The sequence below is a fragment of the Mycobacterium venezuelense genome (genome assembly GCF_054919535.1).
The window spans coordinates 328,257-349,515 of record NZ_JBONDW010000001.1; the positions used below are offsets into that span (position 1 = coordinate 328,257).

20 protein-coding genes and 1 pseudogene are annotated in these 21,259 nt (G+C 68.1%); 5 read left to right on the plus strand and 16 right to left on the minus strand.

The genetic code is table 11. The annotated features are described in order from the left end of the window. Nucleotide 1: 1 nt before the first annotated feature. Together ACRCUN_RS01680 and ACRCUN_RS01685 are read right to left on the minus strand one after the other, a co-directional pair. Entirely contained in the window at nt 2-670 is a 669-nt protein-coding gene (locus ACRCUN_RS01680) for a GntR family transcriptional regulator (RefSeq protein WP_462140117.1), read from the minus strand. A 70-nt stretch (nt 671-740) separates the two neighbouring features. Beyond that, nucleotides 741-2,075, minus strand: coding sequence for an MFS transporter (locus tag ACRCUN_RS01685; RefSeq protein WP_462139911.1), 1,335 nt, complete (start codon nt 2,073-2,075; stop codon nt 741-743). A 188-nt stretch (nt 2,076-2,263) separates the two neighbouring features. Here ACRCUN_RS01685 and ACRCUN_RS01690 point away from each other — a divergent pair, with 188 nt between their 5' ends. Both ACRCUN_RS01690 and ACRCUN_RS01695 read left to right on the plus strand, forming a co-directional pair. Continuing rightward, complete coding sequence (locus tag ACRCUN_RS01690; RefSeq protein WP_462139912.1) at nt 2,264-3,103, plus strand: sugar phosphate isomerase/epimerase family protein; 840 nt, start codon at nt 2,264-2,266, stop codon at nt 3,101-3,103. 10 nt (nt 3,104-3,113) lie between these two features. Continuing rightward, nucleotides 3,114-3,887 (plus strand): SDR family NAD(P)-dependent oxidoreductase, encoded by a 774-nt coding sequence (locus ACRCUN_RS01695; protein WP_462139913.1) that lies wholly within the window; start codon nt 3,114-3,116, stop codon nt 3,885-3,887. A gap of 80 nt (nt 3,888-3,967) precedes the next feature. Here ACRCUN_RS01695 and ACRCUN_RS01700 read toward each other — a convergent pair whose 3' ends face one another. Beyond that, the gene (locus ACRCUN_RS01700; protein WP_462139914.1) at nt 3,968-5,647 is read right to left on the minus strand and encodes a SulP family inorganic anion transporter; all 1,680 of its coding nucleotides are present in this window, start codon (nt 5,645-5,647) and stop codon (nt 3,968-3,970) included. Between the two features lie 63 nt (nt 5,648-5,710). Between ACRCUN_RS01700 and ACRCUN_RS01705 the strand changes: the two genes are divergently transcribed. Beyond that, nucleotides 5,711-7,012 (plus strand): uracil-xanthine permease family protein, encoded by a 1,302-nt coding sequence (locus tag ACRCUN_RS01705; protein WP_462139915.1) that lies wholly within the window; start codon nt 5,711-5,713, stop codon nt 7,010-7,012. On the opposite strand, the gene ACRCUN_RS01710 is transcribed toward ACRCUN_RS01705, so the two are convergent. The 6 genes from ACRCUN_RS01710 to ACRCUN_RS01735 are packed head-to-tail and all read right to left on the minus strand — an operon-like array spanning nt 6,974 to nt 14,789. Next, complete coding sequence (locus tag ACRCUN_RS01710) at nt 6,974-7,999, minus strand: NAD(P)/FAD-dependent oxidoreductase (RefSeq protein WP_462139916.1); 1,026 nt, start codon at nt 7,997-7,999, stop codon at nt 6,974-6,976. The genes ACRCUN_RS01705 and ACRCUN_RS01710 overlap by 39 nt on opposite strands. Beyond that, nucleotides 7,996-8,505 carry an isoprenylcysteine carboxyl methyltransferase family protein gene (locus ACRCUN_RS01715; protein ID WP_462139917.1) on the minus strand — a complete coding sequence of 170 codons (510 nt, stop codon included), beginning with the start codon at nt 8,503-8,505 and terminating at the stop codon, nt 7,996-7,998. The genes ACRCUN_RS01710 and ACRCUN_RS01715 overlap by 4 nt, the downstream gene beginning before the upstream one ends. Further along, nucleotides 8,505-9,572: a type III polyketide synthase gene (locus ACRCUN_RS01720; RefSeq protein WP_462139918.1), complete on the minus strand. Its 1,068-nt coding sequence runs from the start codon at nt 9,570-9,572 to the stop codon at nt 8,505-8,507. Before ACRCUN_RS01720 ends, ACRCUN_RS01715 begins: the two co-directional genes overlap by 1 nt. A gap of 38 nt (nt 9,573-9,610) precedes the next feature. Continuing rightward, nucleotides 9,611-11,818: an MMPL family transporter gene (locus ACRCUN_RS01725; protein WP_462139919.1), complete on the minus strand. Its 2,208-nt coding sequence runs from the start codon at nt 11,816-11,818 to the stop codon at nt 9,611-9,613. A 23-nt stretch (nt 11,819-11,841) separates the two neighbouring features. Further along, the gene (locus ACRCUN_RS01730; protein WP_462139920.1) at nt 11,842-13,281 is read right to left on the minus strand and encodes a M28 family peptidase; all 1,440 of its coding nucleotides are present in this window, start codon (nt 13,279-13,281) and stop codon (nt 11,842-11,844) included. Beyond that, nucleotides 13,278-14,789, minus strand: coding sequence for a M28 family metallopeptidase (locus ACRCUN_RS01735; protein ID WP_462139921.1), 1,512 nt, complete (start codon nt 14,787-14,789; stop codon nt 13,278-13,280). The genes ACRCUN_RS01730 and ACRCUN_RS01735 overlap by 4 nt, the downstream gene beginning before the upstream one ends. 332 nt (nt 14,790-15,121) lie before the next feature. Between ACRCUN_RS01735 and ACRCUN_RS01740 the strand changes: the two genes are divergently transcribed. Further along, complete coding sequence (locus ACRCUN_RS01740; protein ID WP_462139922.1) at nt 15,122-15,814, plus strand: SPFH domain-containing protein; 693 nt, start codon at nt 15,122-15,124, stop codon at nt 15,812-15,814. Nucleotides 15,815-15,821: 7 nt separating this feature from the next. Here the strand turns inward: ACRCUN_RS01740 and ACRCUN_RS01745 are convergent, their stop codons facing one another. From ACRCUN_RS01745 to thiO, 6 genes and pseudogenes are all read right to left on the minus strand, one after another. Continuing rightward, entirely contained in the window at nt 15,822-16,574 is a 753-nt protein-coding gene (locus ACRCUN_RS01745) for an ABC transporter permease (RefSeq protein WP_462139923.1), read from the minus strand. Continuing rightward, nucleotides 16,571-17,482, minus strand: a complete 912-nt coding sequence (locus tag ACRCUN_RS01750) for an ABC transporter ATP-binding protein (protein WP_462139924.1) — start codon at nt 17,480-17,482, stop codon at nt 16,571-16,573. The genes ACRCUN_RS01745 and ACRCUN_RS01750 overlap by 4 nt, the downstream gene beginning before the upstream one ends. Before the next feature lie 13 nt (nt 17,483-17,495). Then, nucleotides 17,496-17,720: pseudogene (locus ACRCUN_RS01755) on the minus strand (SGNH/GDSL hydrolase family protein); the annotation flags it as partial. A gap of 86 nt (nt 17,721-17,806) precedes the next feature. Then, nucleotides 17,807-18,547 carry a thiazole synthase gene (thiG, locus tag ACRCUN_RS01760; protein WP_462139925.1) on the minus strand — a complete coding sequence of 247 codons (741 nt, stop codon included), beginning with the start codon at nt 18,545-18,547 and terminating at the stop codon, nt 17,807-17,809. A gap of 43 nt (nt 18,548-18,590) precedes the next feature. After that, on the minus strand, nt 18,591-18,791 hold the full coding sequence (thiS, locus tag ACRCUN_RS01765) for a sulfur carrier protein ThiS (protein WP_462139926.1): 201 nt from the start codon (nt 18,789-18,791) through the stop codon (nt 18,591-18,593). Next, a complete protein-coding gene (thiO, locus tag ACRCUN_RS01770) occupies nt 18,788-19,792 on the minus strand; it encodes a glycine oxidase ThiO (protein WP_462139927.1) in 1,005 nt (334 codons plus the stop codon). Before thiO ends, thiS begins: the two co-directional genes overlap by 4 nt. A 151-nt stretch (nt 19,793-19,943) precedes the next feature. On the opposite strand from thiO, the gene thiE reads away from it, so the two are divergent. Further along, a complete protein-coding gene (gene thiE / locus ACRCUN_RS01775; protein ID WP_462139928.1) occupies nt 19,944-20,615 on the plus strand; it encodes a thiamine phosphate synthase in 672 nt (223 codons plus the stop codon). On the opposite strand, the gene ACRCUN_RS01780 is transcribed toward thiE, so the two are convergent. Beyond that, nucleotides 20,599-21,105 carry an NUDIX hydrolase gene (locus ACRCUN_RS01780; protein ID WP_462139929.1) on the minus strand — a complete coding sequence of 169 codons (507 nt, stop codon included), beginning with the start codon at nt 21,103-21,105 and terminating at the stop codon, nt 20,599-20,601. The genes thiE and ACRCUN_RS01780 overlap by 17 nt on opposite strands. Nucleotides 21,106-21,259 lie beyond the last annotated feature (154 nt).

The window sequence follows — 21,259 nt, forward strand, 5'->3', positions numbered from 1 at the left end:
ATCAGTCCTGCCCGTCCACCAGAACTGCTGCGGCAGTGCACATATGGTCGCGGACGGTCGCGGCCGCGGCCGCCTCGTCACCGGACTCGATGGCGTCGACGATCTCCAGGTGCCGTTTGGCGTCCATGTTCTTCAACGCCCGCTCGACGCCGGCGTACATGATCGACATGCGGATGCTGCCCTCGAGCGACGACCACGAGTGCAGCAGTGTCTCGTTGCCCGACAGATGGCACATGGTGCGGTGGAACTTGAGGTCGGCCTCGATCCGGTCCTCGAGGTTGGAGGCGGCCCAGCGCTCCATGTCGGCAACGGCGACGCGCAACTCGGCGACGGCCGCGGCGCGGTCCTCGCGCCGGGCCAACGCACTCGCGGCCAGCGATTCCAGCGCCGCCCGCACGTCGAAGATGTCCTTGATCTCCTTGGTGTCGAGATGGCGCACCGAGAGGCGCCCGCGGGCACCCGCGGAGATGAGGCCTTCCTGCTGCAGCTGACGCATCGCCTCGCGCAAGGTGCCACGGCTGATCTGCAACGCCTCGGACAGGTCGGTTTCCACCAGATGCGTGCCCGGCTGCAGCTGGCCCGTGGTGATCGCCCGGCGCAGTGCGGAGAGGGCCTGCTCACGCAGACTGGTCTTCTCCAGGCGCAGCAGCGACGGGGCCTCCCCGGACACGGTGGTCATCGAACCCTCCCCGACTGTCAACATCTGATTGTCAACACTGATGCTACCGCCGCCCGGCGCCTCACGCGGCGAGCGCGTGGGCCTCGGCAGCGGCCTTATCGGCCATGGCACGTTCGCGCGGGCCCCAGGTCTCCCTGGTGACGATCGCGGCCCACAACCCGATCGCGGCGTAGGCCGAGAACAGCAAGGCGGGGCCGATCCAGCCGAATCCCTCGAACAGCAGCGTCGTGATGAACGGCGTGAAACCCGAGACCATCGCCGAAATCTGGTATGCCAGTGAGGCTCCCGACGCCCGCGTGTTGGCTGTGAACAGCTCGGGGAACCACGCACCCTGCGCGCCGGCCAGCGCATTCTGGGATACGCCGTAGGACACGATGAACGTCGCTACGATCAACAGGAACAAGCCGGTATTGACCAGCATGAACATCAGCACACCGAACGGAATGCCGAACCCGCACACCCAGAGGTAGACCGGGCGACGGCCGACCCGGTCGGTCAGCCTGGCCCACGCGATCGTGGCGAAGATGCCGACCGCCGACGCAATACACAGGGCCACAAGGGTTTCGGTGGCAGTGGCGAGCTTGGCGCTCTTGAGATAGGAGATCATGTAGGTGATCGACACCGCGTAGCCCGCAGTCTCGGCGATGCGAAGGCCGATGCCGCGCAGGATGTTTCGCCAATCGGTCTTGAACACCTCGACGATCGGCGCCTTGACGATCTTGCCGGTCTGCTTGACGTCTTCGAACACCGGGGATTCGGGCACCCGGGCCCGGATGATCAGGCCCACGATGACGAGCACGATGCTGGCCAGGAACGGCACGCGCCATGCCCAGTCACCACCGAGATGGACGCTGACCAGAAACACCAGATTCGCCAGCAGCAGACCGACGGGGAAACCGGCCTGCACGATTCCGGTGTAGCGGCCTTTCTGCTTCCACGGTGCGTGTTCGTAGCTCATGAGGATCGCGCCGCCCCACTCCGCGCCGAAGGCCAGGCCCTGGATGATGCGCACGGTCACCAGAAGGACCGGCGCCAGCACGCCGACGGCGGCGTAGGTGGGCAGCAGGCCGATGGCGAACGTCGCCAGACCCATGATGATCAGTGAGGCGACCAGGACCGGCTTGCGGCCCACCTTGTCGCCCAAATGCCCGCCGATGATGCCGCCGAGGGGGCGGGCGGCGAACCCGACGCCCAGCGTGGCGAACGCGGCCAACGTGCCGGCGACCGGACTGGAGTTCGGAAAGAACGCAGTCCCGAAGTAGAGCGCGGCCGCGGTGCCGAAGCCGATGAAGTCGTAGGTCTCGATGACGGCGCCGACGCCGGAGCCGATGGCAACCCTTTTGGCCTCCGGAGTGCCGTGTACGGGTCCCCGCATCGAAAGAGCATCGTCGCTCATGAGCAGATCCTTTCAAACGCCCTAGTCCGCGTCACTGTCGACGGTCAACAGTGCTTCAGGTCACCTAGTGTGAGCACGCCCACAGTGCATTGTCAACAGTCGACATCGTTTACGCGTCGCCAGTTGACTGTTGACAGTCAACTCCGATATTGTGGCCGCCGTCACGTACTCCATCCGCGAAGGTGCTCATGACCGGCGAAACCACACCGCACGCTCGCCTCGGCTGCTCGACCATCAGCTTCCGGCACCTGGACCTCGACATGGCGCTCACCTGGATCGACCAACTGGGCTTCCGCACGATCGACCTCGGCGCCCTGCCCGGGGTGTGTGACCACGTGCCCTACGTGCTCGACGAAGCCGCGGTCGCCACGGTCGCGGCAACCGTCGCGGCCTCGCAGCTACGGGTCCGGTCGATCAACGGCGACATCGGCGATCTGAACCGTCCGCTCACCGACGAAGCCCGCGCCGGCCGCCGCCGGCACCTCGCCATGCTTCTTTCCCTCGCCTCCGCCACGGGTGCGAACGCGCTCGTGCTGCCGTGCGGCGCGATCGACCACACCCCGCTGCGATCCCTCGACGAGGATCTCGACCTGGTCGCCGCCGAGTTGGCGTCGGCAGCCGAACACGCCGCCGAGTACGGTGTCGAACTCTGGACCGAGTCGCTGCACTACTACCGGTTGTGCCACGACATGGAGCGGGCCCAGGCGCTCACCGACCGCCTGCAGGGCACCGGGATCGGCATCGTGATGGATTTCAGTCATGTCGTCGCGTCGGGTGGTGATCCGGTCGACTTCGTCAGCCGCTTCGCCGACCGCATCGCCCACGTCCACATCCGCGACGCCGTGCCGGGCAACATCAACCTTTCCGTCGGACGCGGCCAGGTCGACTTCGCGACGGGGCTCAAGACCCTCGCTGCCGCCGGATACACCGGCGAGTTCGCGCTCGAGCTCGAGACGCGCGATGTCACCGACGACGAGCGCCCGGCCGCCACCGCACAAGCGGCGCAAACGATTTCAGAACTCATCTAAGGAGCGATTCATGACCACGATCCAACGCACCGCCGTCGTCACCGGGGCGACCTCCGACAAGGGCATCGGCATGGCCGTCGCGGCGCGCTACGCCAAAGAGGGCTGGGCCGTCGTCATCCTCGATCTGGATGGCGAGAAGTCGGCGAAAGTCGCCGCCGAGATCGGAAACCAGTACGCCGTACCGGCGTTCGGCCACGCGGTCGACGTCACCTCCGAGGAGTCGGTCGCCGCGGCACATGCTGCGGTGGCCGCCGAGATCGCGTCGGGCAACCTGCCGGCGGTCGGCGCACTCGCCAACATCGCGGGCATCACCTCGCCCGTCGGGTTCCTCGACACCACGCTCGAGCTGTGGAACAAGGTGATGGCCGTCAACGCGACCGGAACCTACCTGGTGACCAAGGCGTTCCTGCCCGACATGATCGAGGCGGGCTGGGGCCGCATCGTCAACATGAGCTCGGTGTCCGCGCAGCGCGGCGGCGGCGTGTTCGGCAAGGTGCCGTACTCGTCGGCCAAGGCCGCGATCCTCGGGTTCACCAAGTCGCTGGCCCGCGAGATCGCCGACACCGGCGTCACCGTCAACGCGGTCACCCCTGGCGCGGTCGACACCAACATCCGGGTCGGGTCGACCGACGAGCAGGAAGCCAAGCTGGCCGCCGACATCCCGGTCGGCCGCACCGCGACGACCGACGAGGTGGCCGCCGTGATCACCTTCCTGTCGGGTCCGGAAGCGAGCTATTTGACCGGCACCACCGTTGACATCAACGGTGGCAGCCACATGCACTAGCCCCCCCAACCCCCGCGAGCGCCCGTGTCTGTACGCCGACACGCCGCCAAATACGGACATTCACGGTCGCTCGCAGTGTGTCAGGAGCGCCCGCGGAACGCCTCGACCGCGGTCGGCAGGGTCGGGAAGATCCGGTCCTCGCCGACCCGGTCGACGAACCCGGCCGCGACGAGGTCGTCGAGCAGATCCTGTTTGACGCGCGCCATCGCGAACACGATGCCACGTGCCGTCAGGTCGCGGCGCAACTGCTCTAGCGCGTCGACGGCGGTCAGATCCGGGTCGACGTTGGCCTCGGCATTGAGCACGAACCACTCCACCGGATCGTCGGATTCCTCGACCGCGGCCATCGCGCGTTCGCGGAAGTTCTCGGCGTTCGCGAAGAACAGCGGCGCGTCGTAGCGGTACACCACCAATCCGGGCACCGGCTCAGCTTGCGGATAGTCGTCGACGTCGTGCATACCGGCCATCCCTGGCACGTAACCCAGCACGCTGTCGTGGGGCCGGGCCACTCGGCGCAGCATGTCCAGCAGTGAAAGCCCGATCGCGACCAGCACGCCGTACAGCACGCCGAGCCCGAGTACCGCGACCGTCGTGGCCACCGCGAGCACCAGCTCGCTGCGCCGAAATCTGGCCAGCCGCCGGAACTCGGGGATGTCGATCAACCGCAGCGCCGCATAGACCACGAGCGCGCCGAGCGCGGCCATCGGGAAATGCTCGAGCAGGCCGCGGCCTGCGAGCATCACCACCACGACCGTCGCGAGCATCACCAACGAATACAACTGCGTGCGGCTGCCAAGGACATCGCCGAGCGCCGTCCGGCTGCCGCTTGAGCTCACCGGAAACCCCTGCGTCACACCGGCGCTCAGATTGCAGACGCCCAGCGCGCGGAGTTCGGCGTTGGCGTCGATCGTCTCGCCGCGACGGGCCGCGAAGGTCCGGCCGGTCAACGCGTTGTCGGAGAATGCGACCACCGCGATGCCCACCGCGGGAATCGTCAGCGCCGCCAGTTCGGCGAACGTGACGGCGGGCAGGCTGGGTACCGGAAGGCCGGCCGGGATGTCGCCGATGACACGAATGCCCTTGTCCTCCATGCCGAACAACCACACCACGGCCGTCGCGGCCAACACCGCGATCAAGGGGCCGGGAAACACCGGTGACATCCGGTAGAGGATGAGCAACACCGCCAGCACCGCGACGGACAACGCCACCGTGGGCCAATGGACGCCGGCGATGCCCGCGCCGAAAGACACGACCTCGTCGATGAACTCGTCGCCTTCGACCGTGGTCCCGGTGACCTTGCCGAGCTGTCCGCTGATCATGATGACCGCGACGCCGGTCATGTAGCCGATCAAAACCGGCCGCGACAGCAGGTCGGCAAGAAAACCCAGCCGGCAGAACCCGGCCACCAGGCAGATCACCCCGACCAGCAGCGCCAGTACCGCCGCCATCACGGCGTATCGCGCGGGATCGCCGATCGCCAGCGGAGCCAAAGCGCTGGCAGTCATCAGCGCCGTCGTCGACTCCGGGCCGACCGAAAGCTGACGTGACGAGCCGAGCAGCGCGTAGACGGCCATCGGTACCAGCGACGCCCACAGCCCGGCGACCGGCGGCAGCCCCGCAACCGTGGCGTAGGCCATGACCTGCGGTACGAGATACGCCGCGACCGTCACCCCGGCCACCACGTCGCCCCGCAGCCACGACCGCTGGTAGTGCACGATCTGCACCAGCCCAGGAGTCACCGTGGCGGCAGTCAGCTTCATCGCGCTCGATTCTTGCGCGAGTGCGGGTGCACGGTGGCCGTTCATGGTGTGTAGTTCTCAATCGTGACCCTGCTGAGTTGGAAGTATGTCGAGGCCCGCGCCGACGATGACTTCGTCGTCGCCCCGCACGAGCGGCTGGACTGGGCCCGCACCGTCGGGATCGGCGCACAGCACGTCGTGGCGATGTTCGGCGCCACGTTCCTGGTGCCGGTGCTGACGGGCTTCCCGCCCGCCACGACGCTGCTGTTCTCGGGCGTCGGCACGATCCTGTTCCTGCTCGTCACCGGCAACCGCCTGCCCAGTTACCTGGGATCGAGTTTCTCGGTGATCGCGCCCGTGACTGCGGCCGTCGCGTCCGAAGGAACCGGGAGCGCGCTGGGCGGGTTGATCGCGGTCGGTGTGTTGTTGATTCTCATCGGCGCGGTCGTGCATCTGGTCGGCACCCGATGGATCGATCTGGTCCTGCCGCCGGTGGTCACCGGGGCGATCGTGGCACTCATCGGATTCAACCTGGCGCCCGCGGCGAAGAACAACTTCGAGAAGGGTCCGCTGGTCGGTCTCGTCACACTCGTGCTGTTGGTGGCGACCCTGGCGTTCTTCCGCGGAATCATCGGTCGGCTGGCCATATTCGGCGCCGTCGCGGTCGGCTATCTGCTGGCGCTCGTTCTCGGCGAGGTCGACACGTCGGCGATCGCCGCCGCGCCGTGGGTGGGCCTGCCCGAGTTCCAGGCGCCGACGTTCACCATCAGCGTGCTGCCGCTGTTTTTGCCCGCGGTCATCGCACTCGTCGCCGAGAACATCGGCCACGTCAAGTCCGTCGGCCAGATGACGGGCACCGACATGGATCCGCTCATCGGGCGGGCATTGGCTGCCGACGGCGTGGCGACCGTGCTGGCCGGCGCGGGCGGCGGATCGGCGACGACGACCTACGCCGAGAACATCGGCGTGATGGCCGCCACGCGCGTCTATTCGACCGCCGCGTACTGGGTCGCCGCGGCCGTCGCAATCGGATTGTCGTTGTGCCCCAAGGTCGGCGCGACAATCTCGGCGATCCCGCCGGGTGTGCTCGGCGGGGCCACCATCGTGCTCTACGGCCTCGTCGGCATCCTGGGCGTCCGGATCTGGCTGACCAACCACGTCGACTTCTCCAAGCCGATCAACCAGATGACCGCCGCGATACCACTCATCATCGGCATCGCCGATTTCACCTGGCAGGCCGGGTCTTTGACGTTCACCGGCATCGCGCTCGGCTCGATCGCGGCCCTGGTGATATTCCACGGCATGCGTTCGCTGGAGTTCCTTGGTGGCCTCGGCAGACGGAAGCCCTCACTCCCCCAACGCGTTGACCACGCGGGTGAACACTGACGGCAGTGCCGCCGCGGCGGGCGTGATGGCCGTCCGCACCGGACGAAAACCGCTGCCGTGCAACAGCGCTGCCGTCAGGAACCGGTAGCGCCGCGTCATCGCCCGCCACTGCCGGTCGTAGTCCTGGGGCCGGTCGGCCAGCACACAGCCAACGAGTAGTTCCGCACCGCCGAACGCCAAACCCATCCCCTCGCCGGTGAGCGCGTCGATGTAGCCGGCGGCGTCGCCGACGAGCAGAACCCGGCCCGCCGTACGCTGGCGGACCTTCTGCCGCAGCGGGCCGGCCGCCCGGTCCTGGCCGTGCGGCAGGCCGGCTATCCGCTCGGCGAGTTCGGGGAACTGTTGGAGATGTTCGCCGAACCCGCCACGGGTGGATTTGAGGATCGCGACGCCGACGCAGTCGTCGTTGACCGGCGTCACGTACGCCTCGGTGTCATGTGCCCAGTAGACCTCGACGCAGTCGGACCACGGCGCGATCTGGACGTGTCGCCGGATGCCCCATCGGCGGCGCTGCGCCTCGCCGCTCGCGAGGCCCAGCGACCGGCGGATCGGTGAGTGCAGGCCGTCGGCGGCGGCCAGGTATCGCGCACGAAAACCCGCTGCGCTCACCGACGTCGAGTCTTGCGTGACCTCACCGACCTCGCCGTGCACGACCCGAACGCCGGCCGCAGCCGCGGCCTCGGACAGTGCCGCGTGCAATACCGTACGACGCACCCCCCGCCCGGCCCCGTCGCGGAACCGGGCCTCGGCACACCGGCGGCCGTCGAGGTAGCGGATGCCATAAAAAGGCCGGGAGGGCTTTCCGTCCAGATTTGCGCCGAGGCGCTCCAACTGGCGAACCGAATGCGGCATCAGACCCTCACCGCACGCCTTGTCGATCGGGCCGCGCCGGTGCTCGACGACGACGGCTTCGAGCCCAGCCCGTGCCGCGTACACCGCGGTCGCCAGCCCGGCCGGGCCGCCTCCCGCGACGAGCAGATCGATCACGTCAAGCCCTGCAGCGCTTCGTTTTCCACGCGGATACGGGTCCGCAACAACACCGCGTTGGCAATCGAGAACACGAGCGCGGTGATCCAGCCACCGCGCACCAGCGGCAGGGCCGCGCCTTCGGCCACCACGGCCACATAGTTGGGGTGCGGGATCACGCGGTATGGGCCGCCGACAACCCGGCTCGCGCCCGGCACCACCACGACCCGCGTGTTCCACTGACGTCCCAGGGTCGTGATGCACCACCAGCGCAGCCCCTGCGCCGCCAGCACGACCGCGAACATCGGCCACCCGAGCGCAGGCCGGAACCTGCGCCTGCGTCCCTCGGCAAGCGCGCCGACGAGCAGACCGGTGTGCAGTGCCACCATCACCGGATAGTGGCCGGCTCCGAACTCCTTGCCGCCGTTGGCCTTACTCCATTCGAGGTTGCGCTTGGACACCACCAGTTCGACCAGTCGCTCGGCGGCGACGGCAAGGATCAACGCTGTGTAACTCTTCACGCCCATCAACGCCAACGCAGCAGAACCAGCTCGGAGCAGAAGCCCGGGCCCATCGCCATCAAGACCCCCGGGCTGCCCGCCGGCGGCCGCTTACGGATCGTGTCGCGCAACACGTGCAGCACCGAGGACGACGAGAGATTGCCGACCTCCGCCAACGACTGCCACGTGAGATCAAGGGCGTCCGTAGGCAATCCGAGAGTGTCGATGATGGCCTCGATCACCTTCGGCCCGCCGGGGTGGCTCACCCACGCCCCCACGTCGCCGACCGTCAGCCCGTGTTCGCCGAGGAATCCGGTGACGTCGTCACCCAGGTACCGCCCGACGAAGCCGGGAACCTCGGCGCTCAGCACGATCTCGAATCCCTGTGTGCCGATGTCCCAGCCCATCGCGTGCAACGAGTCCGGGTACAGGTGGCTGCGCGAGTCGAGCACGTCGGGGCCGGTCGGGTCGAGCTCTTGCGCGCGCTGTTCGCCCACGGCAACCACCGCTGACGCACCGTCACCGAACAGCGCGCCGGCCACGAGCGTCGGCATCGACGGATTGTGCTTACGCGTCAGCGAGCACAACTCGACCGACACCAGCACCGCGACCTTGTCTGGTGCGCCGCGCAGATAGTCGTTGAGCCTGGCGATACCGGCCGCTCCGGCCACACAGCCCAGCCCGAAAATCGGGATGCGGCGCACGTCCGGGCGCAGGCCGAGCCGGCCCGCGATCCGCGCATCCAGGGACGGCACGACTGCGCCGGTGACCGTTGTGGTGACGATCAGATCGACGTCCTCCGGCCGCAGGCCGGCCTCGTCGAGTGCACCGGATAACGCCTCACACCCAAGATCTGTTGCGTGTTCGATGAATAAATTGTTCGTCTCACCGAAATCGCTCAACCGGGCATATTCCTCAATGGGTCTTACCAGGTACCTACTGTTAACTTTTGCGCTTTTATGCAGGGACCGGACGATTTCCTCGTACTCGGCATATCCAGGCAGGTCAAGCAGGGTCTGCGTGACCTCTTCCTGGGTGTATCTATGGGGCGGCAGGACGCCGTGTACGCCGGCAATAGTGCAGTATCGAGACATTCCCGCGACATTAATTCCCATACTCGATATACGGGGGCCTACCTCGTCTGGTTCAACGGTTCGTCTGTGAATCCGAGCCGGTCATGGATAAGCACCAAAGGCCGCGGTGCCCACCAATTCCACCGGCCCATCACATGCATGAATGCCGGTACCAAAACCATTCTGACCAGCGTCGCGTCCATGAGGACCGCGAGCGTCAGACCGAGGCCGAACATCCGCATGAACGAAACGTTGGCCGCGATGAGCGCCGCGAACGAGATGGACATCACAAGCGCCGCGGCGGTGACGACGCGGCCGGTCCGGGCGAGTCCGAGCGCCACACTCTCACCGACATCGGCCGACGTACGGTCCGAAGCGAGCCAATACTCGCGGATGCGGGAAAGCAGGAACACCTCGTAGTCCATCGACAAGCCGAACGCTATGCAGAACAGGAGCACCGGGATGTTCGCGACGAGCGTGCCGGTGGAGGTGGTTCCGAAAGCCCCGAGGTGTCCGTCCTGGAAGATCCACACCATGGCCCCGAACGCCGCGGTCAGCGAAAGAACGTTGAGAACAAGCGCTTTCGCAGGTAACACCACGCTGCCTGTCAGCAGGAACAGCAGACAGAACGTGATGGCGGCGATCAGCCCGAGCACAAGCGGTAGCCGCGACGTGATGGCGTTGACGCTGTCGCGGTCGGTTTGCGCGACTCCGGTCATCTCGACCGCCCTGCCGCCCGGACCGGCGACCTCGTGCAGCCGGTCGAGTTGCGCGTCGGAGGCGTCCGAGAACAGCGGCGCGGTACTCGACACCGTGAGGAACGTCGAGCCGTCGCGTTCGTCGGCCGCTGCGCTCGGCGGACCGGCCGGCCGTCCGTCGACGAACGTCGCGGTCGGCGTGGAGACTGCCGAGACATCCACGACACGCGAGAGTTCGGCTGCGTAGCGGTCCATCTCGGCTCTCGGCACGCCGCCGGAGTCGGGGATGACGACTTTGACCTCGGTGGCCGAGTTGTTCTCGAAGTCGTTGCGCAGTTGATCGCCGACCTGGTGCGCGGACGCGGTCCTGGGCAGAACACGATCGTCGGGGAAGCCCCACTTGACGTTGAAGAACGGCAGGCCCAGCAGCACCAGGAGGGTTACAACGGCCAAGCCGATCGGAATGGCCCGCCGCAGAACGAACTTGGTGGAGCGGTACCAGAACTGCCGTTCGACGGGCTTGGATCTGCGTTCGCGGCCGTCGATTCGGCTTCCGAGCAGCACGATCGCCGCCGGGGTTATGACGAGTGCCGCGATCGCGGCGAACACCACGGTCGCCACGCCGGCATACGCGAAAGATTTGAGGAAGTACATCGGGAACAGCACGAGCACCGACATCGGCAACGCCACCGTGGTCGCCGAGAACACGACCGTGCGGCCGGCTGTGACCATGGTGCGCACCAACGCGTCTTCCCGGTCCATGCCGTCGGCCAACTCGTCGCGGAACCGGCTGATCATCAGAAGCGTGTAGTCGATCGCCAGCGCGAGACCCATGGCCATGCACAGGTTGAGCGCGAACACCGACACGTCGGTCAACATCGTGATGGCGCGCAGCACCGCGAGCGATCCCAGGATCGCCATCACCCCGACCACGACGGGCAACGCGGCGGCAATCAACCCGCCGAACACCCACACCAAGACCAGGAAGCTGAGCGGGATCGCGATCGACTCCATCAACAACAGATCGCGCTGCGACTGCTCGGTGATCTGGGTGTTCACCATCGCCATGCCGCCGGCGATCACGCTCACCCCGTCACGGTCGTAGACGAGGGCTTCGGTCAGTTCCTCGGCGTGGTTCTGCGCGTACTTCTCCCCGCCGGTGATTCCAGCGACGATCAGGCCGGCACGGCGATCCTTGCTCAGCAATTCGGCCACCGCGGGCTGCGGCGCCGTCCACGCCGACGTCACCTGCGCCACATGGGGCGAGCGCTCCAACTCGGCGACGATGCCGACCGCGACCTCACGCGCCGCCGGGCTCATCGCGCCGTCCGGTGCGGACACGACGATCAGAAGCTGCTGATCGCCGCGGTCGAACTTGCCCGCCAACATCGCCTCGGCCCGCGAGGATTCGGCGTTCGGATCCTGAAAGCCCCCGGCGGAGAGTTTCTGGGTTACGGGGATGCCGAATATCGCTGCCGCCACCACGACCAGCACCGCGATGCCGATGATCCGGCGGGGCGCGGCGATGGCCAGTCGCGCGAGACGTTCGAGGGCGCCGGGTTTTTCCACCGGCCTATCGTGCCCGACAGCGCTCAGCCGTGGTGGCGTTGGTCACGGGGCGGGACCCCGTTGGGCCCGTCCGTCGACAACGCGTAGGTGCCGACGACGAATCCGACGGCCGGTCCCATGATCGACAGCGTTTTGGCGTCGACGTTGTCGATGGTGTCGCGCGCGGTGTGATAGTTCGGGTCGAAGGCAACTCCGGCGCGTCCACCCCAGAGTCGGGCCTGCACTTCGGTTTTCCGCTGTGACGAACCCGTGGTCGCGCCGCCGATGGGAATGCCGGCCGTCAGGAACGGGCCGTAATCGGTGTTGGCGCTCAACGGCATGTCGGCTGGCCGCACGCCGGCCAGGTTGAGATACCCGGCGATGGTTCGCTCGATACCGGCCGAGCCCTCGGGCACCGGCTTGGCATCGCCGGCCTGTGCCGACTGATCGCCGTCATACGTGAAGTAGCCGGCATTGGTCGAACCGAGCATGTCGAAGTTGAGGTAGAGCGCCAGCTCGTCGAGCTGGTCGGGCTGCAGGCCGCGGACATACTGCGTCGAGCCCTCCAGTCCCGTCTCTTCGGCGCCCCAGAACGCGAACCGGACGGCGTTGTGGATCTGCGGCGAACCGCCGAGCTGCAGCGCGGTCTCCAACACCGCGGCCACCCCGGTGCCGTTGTCGTTGATGCCCGGCCCGGCGGCGATGCTGTCGAGATGCGCCCCGACCATCACGACATCGGTCGTCGATCCGGTTTTGGTCTGCGCAAGCAAGTTTCGTGACTTCACCATCTCGGCTTTGCTGTCGAGAGTCAACCGCACCGGCGCCGAGGTGCGGCGCAGCGCGTTGTCCGCGGTCTTGTCGATGACGCCGACCGGGACCTTGAGCTGGCCGTAGTAGCCGGACGTGAACAGGCCGGCGGGGCTGGGCCGCGTTGTACTGACCACGAGCAACCCCACGGCGCCTTCGGCCAGTGCGGTGTTCTGCTTGACCACGATGGAGCAGCCGGTGTCGTCGACCACCGCGATGGCACCGTCGACCTGCACGCCCGCATAGTCCGCGGCGGTACAGCCGGCCGGTTTACCCGGGCGCAGCGTGGGGGCGTTGAGCCCGCCGGGCGCGGTGGTGACGAGCAGCGAGGCCTGGTCGGCGGGATAGCGACGCCCCGACACGGTCAGGTTGGGACTGCCGCCGCGCATCGTGCCGAGGCGCTCGAACTCAGGCGTCGAAACGTCGAAACCCTTGTCCCGCAAGAGCTGCGCGACATAGTCCAGGCTCGCGTCGTAGCCCGGTGTGCCCTGCCCCCGGTTGCCGTCGTTGGCGTCGGCGATCTCGGCGAACTTGCGCAGATGCGTGAACATCGCGTCGACGGTGATGCGCTCCGCCAGATCGTGCGGCAGCTCGGTCGAGGGCGGCGTCGGCCCGGAGGAACACCCCGCCGCGACCGCGGCCGCCAATGCCGCCGCGGTCAGCAGTCGCCATCTCACTGTGGACTGATCTCGTGGCGGGTCCGGTCGGACCGGACCGGTATCCCGTTGCGGCCCCGTTGATCCTGTGCATACAAGCCGACGGCGAACGGAACGCCTTCACCATGGATCTGCAGCGCATCCCGGTCCACGTGGTCCAGGGTATCGGTGTTCTTGTGATAGTTCGGGTCGAATGGTTGGTCGGCCTGCCCGCCCCACTCCTCGGCCTGTTCCGCGGTCATCTTGTCCTCGGCGCCGGAGAACAGACCACCCGCTGGGATACCGGCGAGCGTGAACCCGTCATAGTCCGAACGTCCGTCGAAACTGGTGTCCTGCGGCATCTTTCCCGCATCGGCCAGATAGGCCGTCAGCGTCCGCTCGATGCCGGCCGAGCCCTCGGGCACGCGCGGCACACCTCGCCCCTCGATGGGCGCGGACTGATCGCCGTCATAGGTGAAGTAACCGGGGTTCGGCGAGCCGAGCATGTCGAAGTTCAGATACAGCGCGATGTCCTTGAGGCCTTCGGTATCGAGCGACTCGACATAGTTCGTCGATCCGAGCAGACCTTCCTCCTCGGCGCCCCAGAATCCGAACCGCACCGCGTTCTTCACGTCGGGGGAACTGCCGAGCTGCAACGCGGTCTCCAGTACCGCCGCGACACCCGATCCGTTGTCGTTGATGCCCGGCCCCTCGGGCACGCTGTCGAGGTGAGCGCCGACCATCACCACGTCCGATGTGGAGCCGGTCTTGGTCTGCGCGATGACGTTGCGGGTGCGCTCGGTGCGCACCCCCGCATTGAGCCTGATGGTCGTCGGGCCCGGGTTGGCGCGCAGCCGTTCGCCGTCGTCCTTGGTGACGCTGACGACGGGGATCTTGACGTCCGTGCGGCGCCCGAGGGTTCCGCCCATCTCGTCGCCGTCGACGTTGTTGGCGACGATCATCGCGACGGCGCCGCGCTCGGCGGCCGCGGCCTGCTTGACGCCAAACGGGCAGGCGCCCCGGTCGACGAGCACCACCGCACCTGCGACCGGCAGACCGTCGTAGTCGCTCGCATCGCAGCCGGGCGAATCCTCGGTGCGCGCCGCGACGAGCGGGCCGGACACCCCTTCGGGCGGCGTGCCGATCGTGAACTCCAGCGGCCTGGCCGTCACGGGTTGACCGCCCACGGTCACCTGCGGATCCTCGGAGAACGGCAGGCGCACCTCGAATTCCGGGGTCTGCACGTCAAAGCCCTTATCGCGCAGCGCGTTGGCGACGAACTCCACACTGGCGTCGTAACCCGCGGTGCCCAGTGCGCGGTTGCCGTCGTGGGCGTCGGCGATTTCCTGCAGTTTGGTCAGATGGCCCATCATGGCGTCGGCCGAGACGCGCTCGCGCAGCTGGTTGGCGAACTCTGTGGCCTCCGGTGACGACGTCTGCGTCTCCCGCGTCGGTGTATCACTCTGCAGTTCGGTCTTCGCATCACAGCCGGCCAGCGCCATGGTCAGCACGACCGCACCCAGCACCGCCCCCGTCAAACTACGTCGCATTGCACCCACGGTAGCCGGTGCCGACAGCGGCCCGGCGATAAATCGATTGCGGCGGGCTTTGCTGAAGTGCGATGGTTTTGCCCGGAGTCACCGAGGTAGCAGGCACAGCGGGGTACCGCGACGTTTCTGTGAGTTGCTCGGGACACCGTGGCACGGTTAAGGCCGAGGTTCGAATCCTCTCCACCCTTCGATACCCGTCGTCCGGGAGTCCGTAGCCAGCGGCCTTGCGGCCCGCACCCGCCGGCACGGGGGTGTGACGCCCCGCCGATGGTTGCGCCCGGCCGGCGGTATCCCCGTGCTGCGCAGACAGATACGCCGAGAGGAGGACACGCATGTTCATCAACCGAATCACAGTTACCGCAGGCCAGTGCGCGCTCGAGTACCGCGACGGCACGCTCGCGCGTGTCCTGTCGCCGGGCAGGCACCGCATCGCCCGCGACGCCGCGGTGGTGCGCGTGGAGATGCGCGAGCAGGTGCTGACGCTGGCCCCGCAGGAGGTGCTGACCTCCGATGCGGTGTCGCTGCGCGTGACCGTCGCGCTGCGGTTCGCCGTGACCGATGCGGCGGCCTACACCGAGGCGGCGGCCGATCCGATGGCCGCGGTGTACCTGGCCGCACAGATCGCGCTGCGCGACAACGTGTCCGGCATGACGGCCGAGGAGGTCATGCAGCGCAGTGCGCGTATCGACGCCGCCGCGATCACCGCCGCGGCGGCGGCGGCCGGTGCCCGCACCGGCGTCGCCGTCACCGAGGTGTTCGTCAAGGACGTCATCGTGCCGGCCGAGATCCGCACCGCGGCAATGCAGCTGGTGACGGCCAAGGCCAATGGTGCGGCGCGGCTCGAGGCCGCCCGCGCCGAGACCGCGGCACTGCGTGCCCTGGCCAACGCGGGCAAGCTGCTCGACGCGCACCCCGCGCTGGCTCAGCTGCGGCTGATCCAGCACGTCCCGTACGGGTCGAAGGTCGTGCTGTCGCTCGGCTCCGCCGATGGCGCGCCGACGGATGTGGCGTCTGACCCGGAGTGATTCCGGGTCAGGCGTCACGCCTGTTCAGCACCACCACCGCGGCAATGAACACCGCGGCCACCCAGACCAGGAAGTACACCAGCGAGCCCACCTCGCCCCACGGCATGTCGTAGGTCGGGAACAACCACTCCACGCCGAGGAACCGGAACATGTTGGCAAACGGCAGCCAGGGCCCGGCCTCCAGGTTGGGCATGTTGCCCAGCAGTGGTTCGGCCACCAGCGGCCACAGCAGCAGCGCCGCCACCGCGCCCGCCGCGAACCGCACCAGCGCACCGACCCCCACACCGAGGACCGCGGCCAGTGCGGCGTACAGCGCGAAGCCGCCGGCCACCGACCACGTCGCGGGATTCGTCGGCGACAGTTCGGCACCGATGACGGGTTCGGCGAACAGCCGCGCGACGAGCACCGCACCAAGCACCATCACCACGGCGCACACCGAAGAGAAAGCAGCGCAGACAACGGCTTTCGCGATCAACACCTTGGTCCGGCTGGGCGTGGCCAGGAATGTCGTCCGGATCAGGCCGGTGCGGTATTCACCGGTAACCGTCATGGACGCCAAGACCATCAGCACCGGGACGCCGAACACCGCGACACCCAGCGCGGCCTTCCCCGGTTCCAGCGGCGTGTAGCCGTAGGCGGACCAGCCCTGCAGAGCCGCCACGCCGAAGCTGAGCACCGCCACGCCGACCACCGACCACAGCGGTGAGCGTGTGGTCGACAGCTTGATGCGTTCGGCGTCGAGCGCCGCGAGTGCGCTCACGGCCTGGCCGCCCGGTAGGCGACCGCGTCATCGGTGAGCTTCAGATACGCCTCCTCGAGCGACGCCTGACGTGTGCTCAGCTCGTGCAGTGTGATCGCGTTGCGCCCCGCGAGGTCTCCGATCACCTCGATGGCCACGCCGTGCACGGTCAGCGCCGACCCGTCCGGATCGGCGACCACTTCCAGATCGGCGTCGGACAGCACATCGCGCAGCGTCTCCAGCTGCGGGCTGCGTACCCGCACGGTGTCGGCCGCGGTGCCGTTGACGAATTCGGCCACAGTGGTCGACGCGATCAACCTGCCCTGGCCGATCACCACCAACCGATCGGCGGTGTTGGCCATCTCGGCAAGCAGATGGCTTGAGACGAACACCGTCCGGCCGTCCGCCGCGAGCTCGCGCATGAGCGTGCGGACCCAGTGGATGCCCTCCGGGTCCAGCCCGTTGACCGGCTCGTCGAACAGCAGTACCGGCGGATCCCCGAGCAGCGCCGCGGCGATACCCAGCCGCTGGCTCATGCCGAGCGACAGCGCCCCGGCATTTCGCTCGGCTGCTTCGGTCAGCCCGACCATCTCCAGGACCTCGTCGACGCGCGCGGCCGGGATGCGGTTGGCGGCGGCGATCCAGCGCAGGTGGTTGCGCGCACTGCGGTTCGGGTGTGCCTGCCGCGCGTCCAGCAGGGCACCGACGGTCCGCAGCGGATCGCGCAGCTCCCGGTACCGCTTGCCGTCGATGGTCGCCGTCCCCGCGTTGGGGTGGTCGAGGCCGAGGATCAGCCGCATCGTGGTGGTCTTGCCCGCGCCGTTGGGCCCGAGGAAGCCGGTCACCACGCCGGGTTCGACGGTGAAGCTGAGGTCGTCGACGGCGCGATGGGATCCGTAGAGCTTCGTCAGCCCGGCCAGTTCGATCATCGCCCCCATGATCTCAGCCCGTGTGGGCTGCCACCAGATCCGCGACCGCCCGCATACCGGCCGCGTTGGGGTGCAACGGTGCTGGGCGAAGCATCGGCAAACCCGGCCGTGTCGTCCATGGCTCGGTTGACCAGGCGTGATGGGCCACGCTTGCGCGCGCTGCGCGCACCCAACCGCAGCCGGTCTGAGCCGCGGCCGCGCCGGTGTGCTGCTCCAGCGTGTCGGCGACGTGTCGGCCGTTAACGCGAGTGTGCTTCCAGATCGTGTTTTCGCGTCGGGCCACGATCTCAGTGCACGCTCGGCGATACCAAGCAGACGCCGGTGTCACAGCGCCGGGCTCGACGCCTGCGCCCAGAACCGTTTCGGGATGCGCCCGGCTTGACGGGCCAGGTATCCGGCGGTGACGGCGGCTGACATCGCCGCGGCCATGGTCGGCGGATCGGACGCGCGGGTGACGGCCGTGGCCAACAGCACGGCGTCGCAACCCAGTTCCATCGCAAGCGCGGCATCGCTCGCGGTGCCGATGCCTGCGTCGAGAACCACGGGGACGCCGGCCTGCTCGACGATCATCTCGATGTTGTGCGGGTTGGAGATGCCGAGCCCGGTGCCGATCGGTGAGCCGAGCGGCATGACCGCGGCGCAGCCGGTGTCCTCCAGCCGGCGAGCCAGCACCGGATCGTCGTTGGTGTAGGGCAGGACGATGAATCCGTCGTCGACCAACTGTTCGGCGGCCTTGACCAATTCGATGGCGTCGGGCAGCAGCGTGCGTTCGTCGGCGATGACTTCGAGCTTGACGAGGTCGGTGCCCAGCGCCTCGCGCGCGAGCTGCGCGGTCAGCACTGCCTCGGCCGCGCCGCGGCAACCAGCGGTGTTGGGCAGTGCGGCGATGCCGAGCCGGTTGAGGAGGTCGAGCACGCCGGTCCCGGTCTCGGCATCGATACGGCGCATCGCGACCGTGGTCAGCTCGGTGCCCGAAGCCACCAAAGCCTCCTCAAGCACGGCGAGATTCGGTGCACCGCCGGTGCCCATGATGAGCCGTGAGCCGAATTCGCGGCCGCCGATCATGAGCTTTGAAGCCGATGAGCCGCTTGCGCGAAGAGCAACAGCACTAGCCACCCTGCACCGCCGTCACGACCTCGACCCGGGCCCCGTCGGACAACGTGCGGTCCCACTCCGAGCGCGGCAGCACCGACCAGTCGAGTGCCACCGCGATGCCCTTGTCCGGGAACCCGCGGGTCTCCAGCAGCCCCTCGACCGTGGTGGCGTCGTCCACCTCGATGATTTCGTCGTTGACCGTGATGGTGATCATTCAGCTCCCACGCTCACCTCGAGTTCGGCCGCGATCCGCTCAGCGGTCCACGGCGCCAATAGAAATCCATTGCGGCCGTGCCCGGCCGCGACCAGGGTGCGCTCGTCGACCCGTTCGACGATCGGCACACCATCCGGTGTCATCGGCCGCAGCCCGGCCGCGGTCTCGGCGAGCTCGTATTCGCCGAGCGCAGGCATGACCGCGCACGCGTCGTCGAGCAGATCGCGGACCCCGCTCACCACGGGCGCGGTGTCGCGGCCGTGCTCGTACTGCGTTGCGCCGACCACCACGCCGTCCCGGCGCGGCACCAGATACACCGGGCGCCCGTGCACGCGGGCACGGACCACGCGGTGCGGCACCGGCATGCAGCCCTTGCGCCACCGCAGCCGCAGCACCTCACCCTTGACCGGACGTATCGGCAGGTCCGGCCACAACCGCGGGGCGTCGATCCCGTTCGCGATCACGACCGCATCGGCTTCGACGTCGGCCAGGCCGCCGACGGGCCCCGCGCGGTGCACCGAAAGCCGCTCGCATTGCGCGGTCAGCGCGTCGACCACGGCACGGTTGTCCACCGCAAGTTCGGTGGTCGCCAGAAACCCGTGCCGGATGCCCTGCGCCAAAAGCGGTTCCACATCGCGGGCCGCGGTCGTGAGCTCGACGGGATGGCCCTGGCCGGCCAACCACTCGGCCACCGTGTGCAGATCGGCGGCGTCGGCGCGGTCTACCGCGACCACCAGCGACTCCCGCGCGGTCACAACCGCGGGCGGCATCCCGTCCAGAAATCCCGAGTGCCACAGCCGCAGCGACTCAAGGCCGATCCGCAGCAGCCGCTCCTCGCCGGGCCAGCCCTCGCTGTGCGGTGCGAGCATGCCGCCGGCCACCCACGACGCGCCGCGTTCGGTGGTGGAGTGCAGTCGCACGGTCCAACCGTCGAGCGCGGCGCGACGGGCGATGGACAGCCCGATGACGCCGCCACCGATGACGGCAAGTGTGCGTGCCATTCCTTAACTCCCTTCGCCGGCATGACCCGGATCAGGTGTGACGGTAAGGGCTGGTGCTCGGCGTCTCGTAGCCCACTCTCAGTCCCCGTTCCCGGGACTCCCGTGTGTTGCCAGTCCAGGGTACTCGGCGGGCACACGCTACCGTCGCGGTGTGGAATCACCCGTCGACCGACTGCAGCGCGCTTCGCTGTACCTGTGCACCGACGCCCGCCGCGAGCGCGGTGACCTGGCCGAATTTGCCGACGCCGCACTGGCGGGCGGGGTGGATCTCATCCAGTTGCGCGACAAGGGCTCGCCCGGCGAGCAGAAGTTCGGCCCGCTGGAGGCCCGTCAGGAACTCGACGCGCTTGAGGTGCTGGCCGACGCCGCCCGCAGGCACGGTGCGCTGCTGGCCGTCAACGACCGCGCCGACATCGCGCTCGCCGCCGGGGCCGACGTACTGCACCTCGGCCAGGACGATCTGCCGCTGGCAGTCGCGCGCGGCATCATCGGTGACCGGCCGGTGATCGGCCGGTCGACGCACGACGCCGAGCAGGTCGTTGCCGCGATCGACGAGGAAGTCGATTACTTCTGTGTCGGGCCGTGCTGGCCCACCCCCACCAAGCCGGGACGGCCGGCGCCCGGTCTCGATCTCGTACGCCACACGGCCACGCTCAACGCGGCCAAGCCGTGGTTCGCGATCGGCGGAATCGATGCGCAGCGGCTGCCCGAGGTGCTCGCAGCGGGTGCGCGCCGCATCGTGGTCGTGCGCGCGATCACGGCCGCCGACGATCCGCGCGCCGCGGCGCAAGGACTCAAGAACGCGCTCAGCGCTGCCGGTTGACGAGGAGCGGGATCGTGGCGGTCACGGTCCGCAGATGCTGCCAGCTGGCCGCGAAGCCGGGGTGCAGCGGCAGTTCGGCCACCTGATCCTCGACAACCCAGCGCAACTCCGAGCTCTCACGGTTGGGAATCGTCTCGAGTAACTCCGGTGCGTCTGCGATGACCGTGGTGTATGTCCATTGCGTGCCGCCCATGCCCGCGACCTCGGCGGTGATCACGGTGGTCCGCACGGTCATCTGTTCGGCAGGCAACCCAGCCTCCTCGTGAGCCTCGCGGACCGCGGCCTGCTCTGGAGTCTCGTGGCTGTCGCGGGCGCCGCCCGGCAGCGCCCAGGTGCCGCCCTGATGGCTCCACGGCGCCCGGTGTTGCAACAGCACGGCGGCCGAGCCGTCCGGCCATGGAGCCCGCAACAGCAATCCGGCCGCACCGTGACGGCCCCAGAACCGGGCGCCGTTGTCGGAAATCACCCAGCCGTCACCGTCGCCACGCACCCGTACAGAATAAGGAACACCGCTGAAATTGGTTGGGCCCCGAATCGACGCGAGCCATTCCACGAGCTCTTAGAATTCTTTTATAGAGTTGGGAACAGCCGTACATGACCCGACCCAAAGCCGAAGACACCGAAACTAAATGAGGTCCGCGCGC

What these genes read in the sequence shown, in the direction of transcription:
- ACRCUN_RS01720 (WP_462139918.1), bottom strand. Translation starts at nt 9,572, where the DNA reads ATGTCTCGATACTGCACTATTGCCGGCGTACACGGCGTCCTGCCGCCC.
- ACRCUN_RS01690 (WP_462139912.1), top strand. Translation starts at nt 2,264, where the DNA reads ATGACCGGCGAAACCACACCGCACGCTCGCCTCGGCTGCTCGACCATC.
- ACRCUN_RS01695 (WP_462139913.1), top strand. Translation starts at nt 3,114, where the DNA reads ATGACCACGATCCAACGCACCGCCGTCGTCACCGGGGCGACCTCCGAC.
- ACRCUN_RS01735 (WP_462139921.1), bottom strand. Translation starts at nt 14,789, where the DNA reads ATGCGACGTAGTTTGACGGGGGCGGTGCTGGGTGCGGTCGTGCTGACC.
- thiG (WP_462139925.1), bottom strand. Translation starts at nt 18,547, where the DNA reads ATGATCGGCGGCCGCGAATTCGGCTCACGGCTCATCATGGGCACCGGC.
- ACRCUN_RS01685 (WP_462139911.1), bottom strand. Translation starts at nt 2,075, where the DNA reads ATGAGCGACGATGCTCTTTCGATGCGGGGACCCGTACACGGCACTCCG.
- ACRCUN_RS01750 (WP_462139924.1), bottom strand. Translation starts at nt 17,482, where the DNA reads ATGATCGAACTGGCCGGGCTGACGAAGCTCTACGGATCCCATCGCGCC.
- thiO (WP_462139927.1), bottom strand. Translation starts at nt 19,792, where the DNA reads ATGGCACGCACACTTGCCGTCATCGGTGGCGGCGTCATCGGGCTGTCC.
- ACRCUN_RS01700 (WP_462139914.1), bottom strand. Translation starts at nt 5,647, where the DNA reads ATGAAGCTGACTGCCGCCACGGTGACTCCTGGGCTGGTGCAGATCGTG.
- ACRCUN_RS01715 (WP_462139917.1), bottom strand. Translation starts at nt 8,505, where the DNA reads ATGGGCGTGAAGAGTTACACAGCGTTGATCCTTGCCGTCGCCGCCGAG.
- thiS (WP_462139926.1), bottom strand. Translation starts at nt 18,791, where the DNA reads ATGATCACCATCACGGTCAACGACGAAATCATCGAGGTGGACGACGCC.
- ACRCUN_RS01740 (WP_462139922.1), top strand. Translation starts at nt 15,122, where the DNA reads ATGTTCATCAACCGAATCACAGTTACCGCAGGCCAGTGCGCGCTCGAG.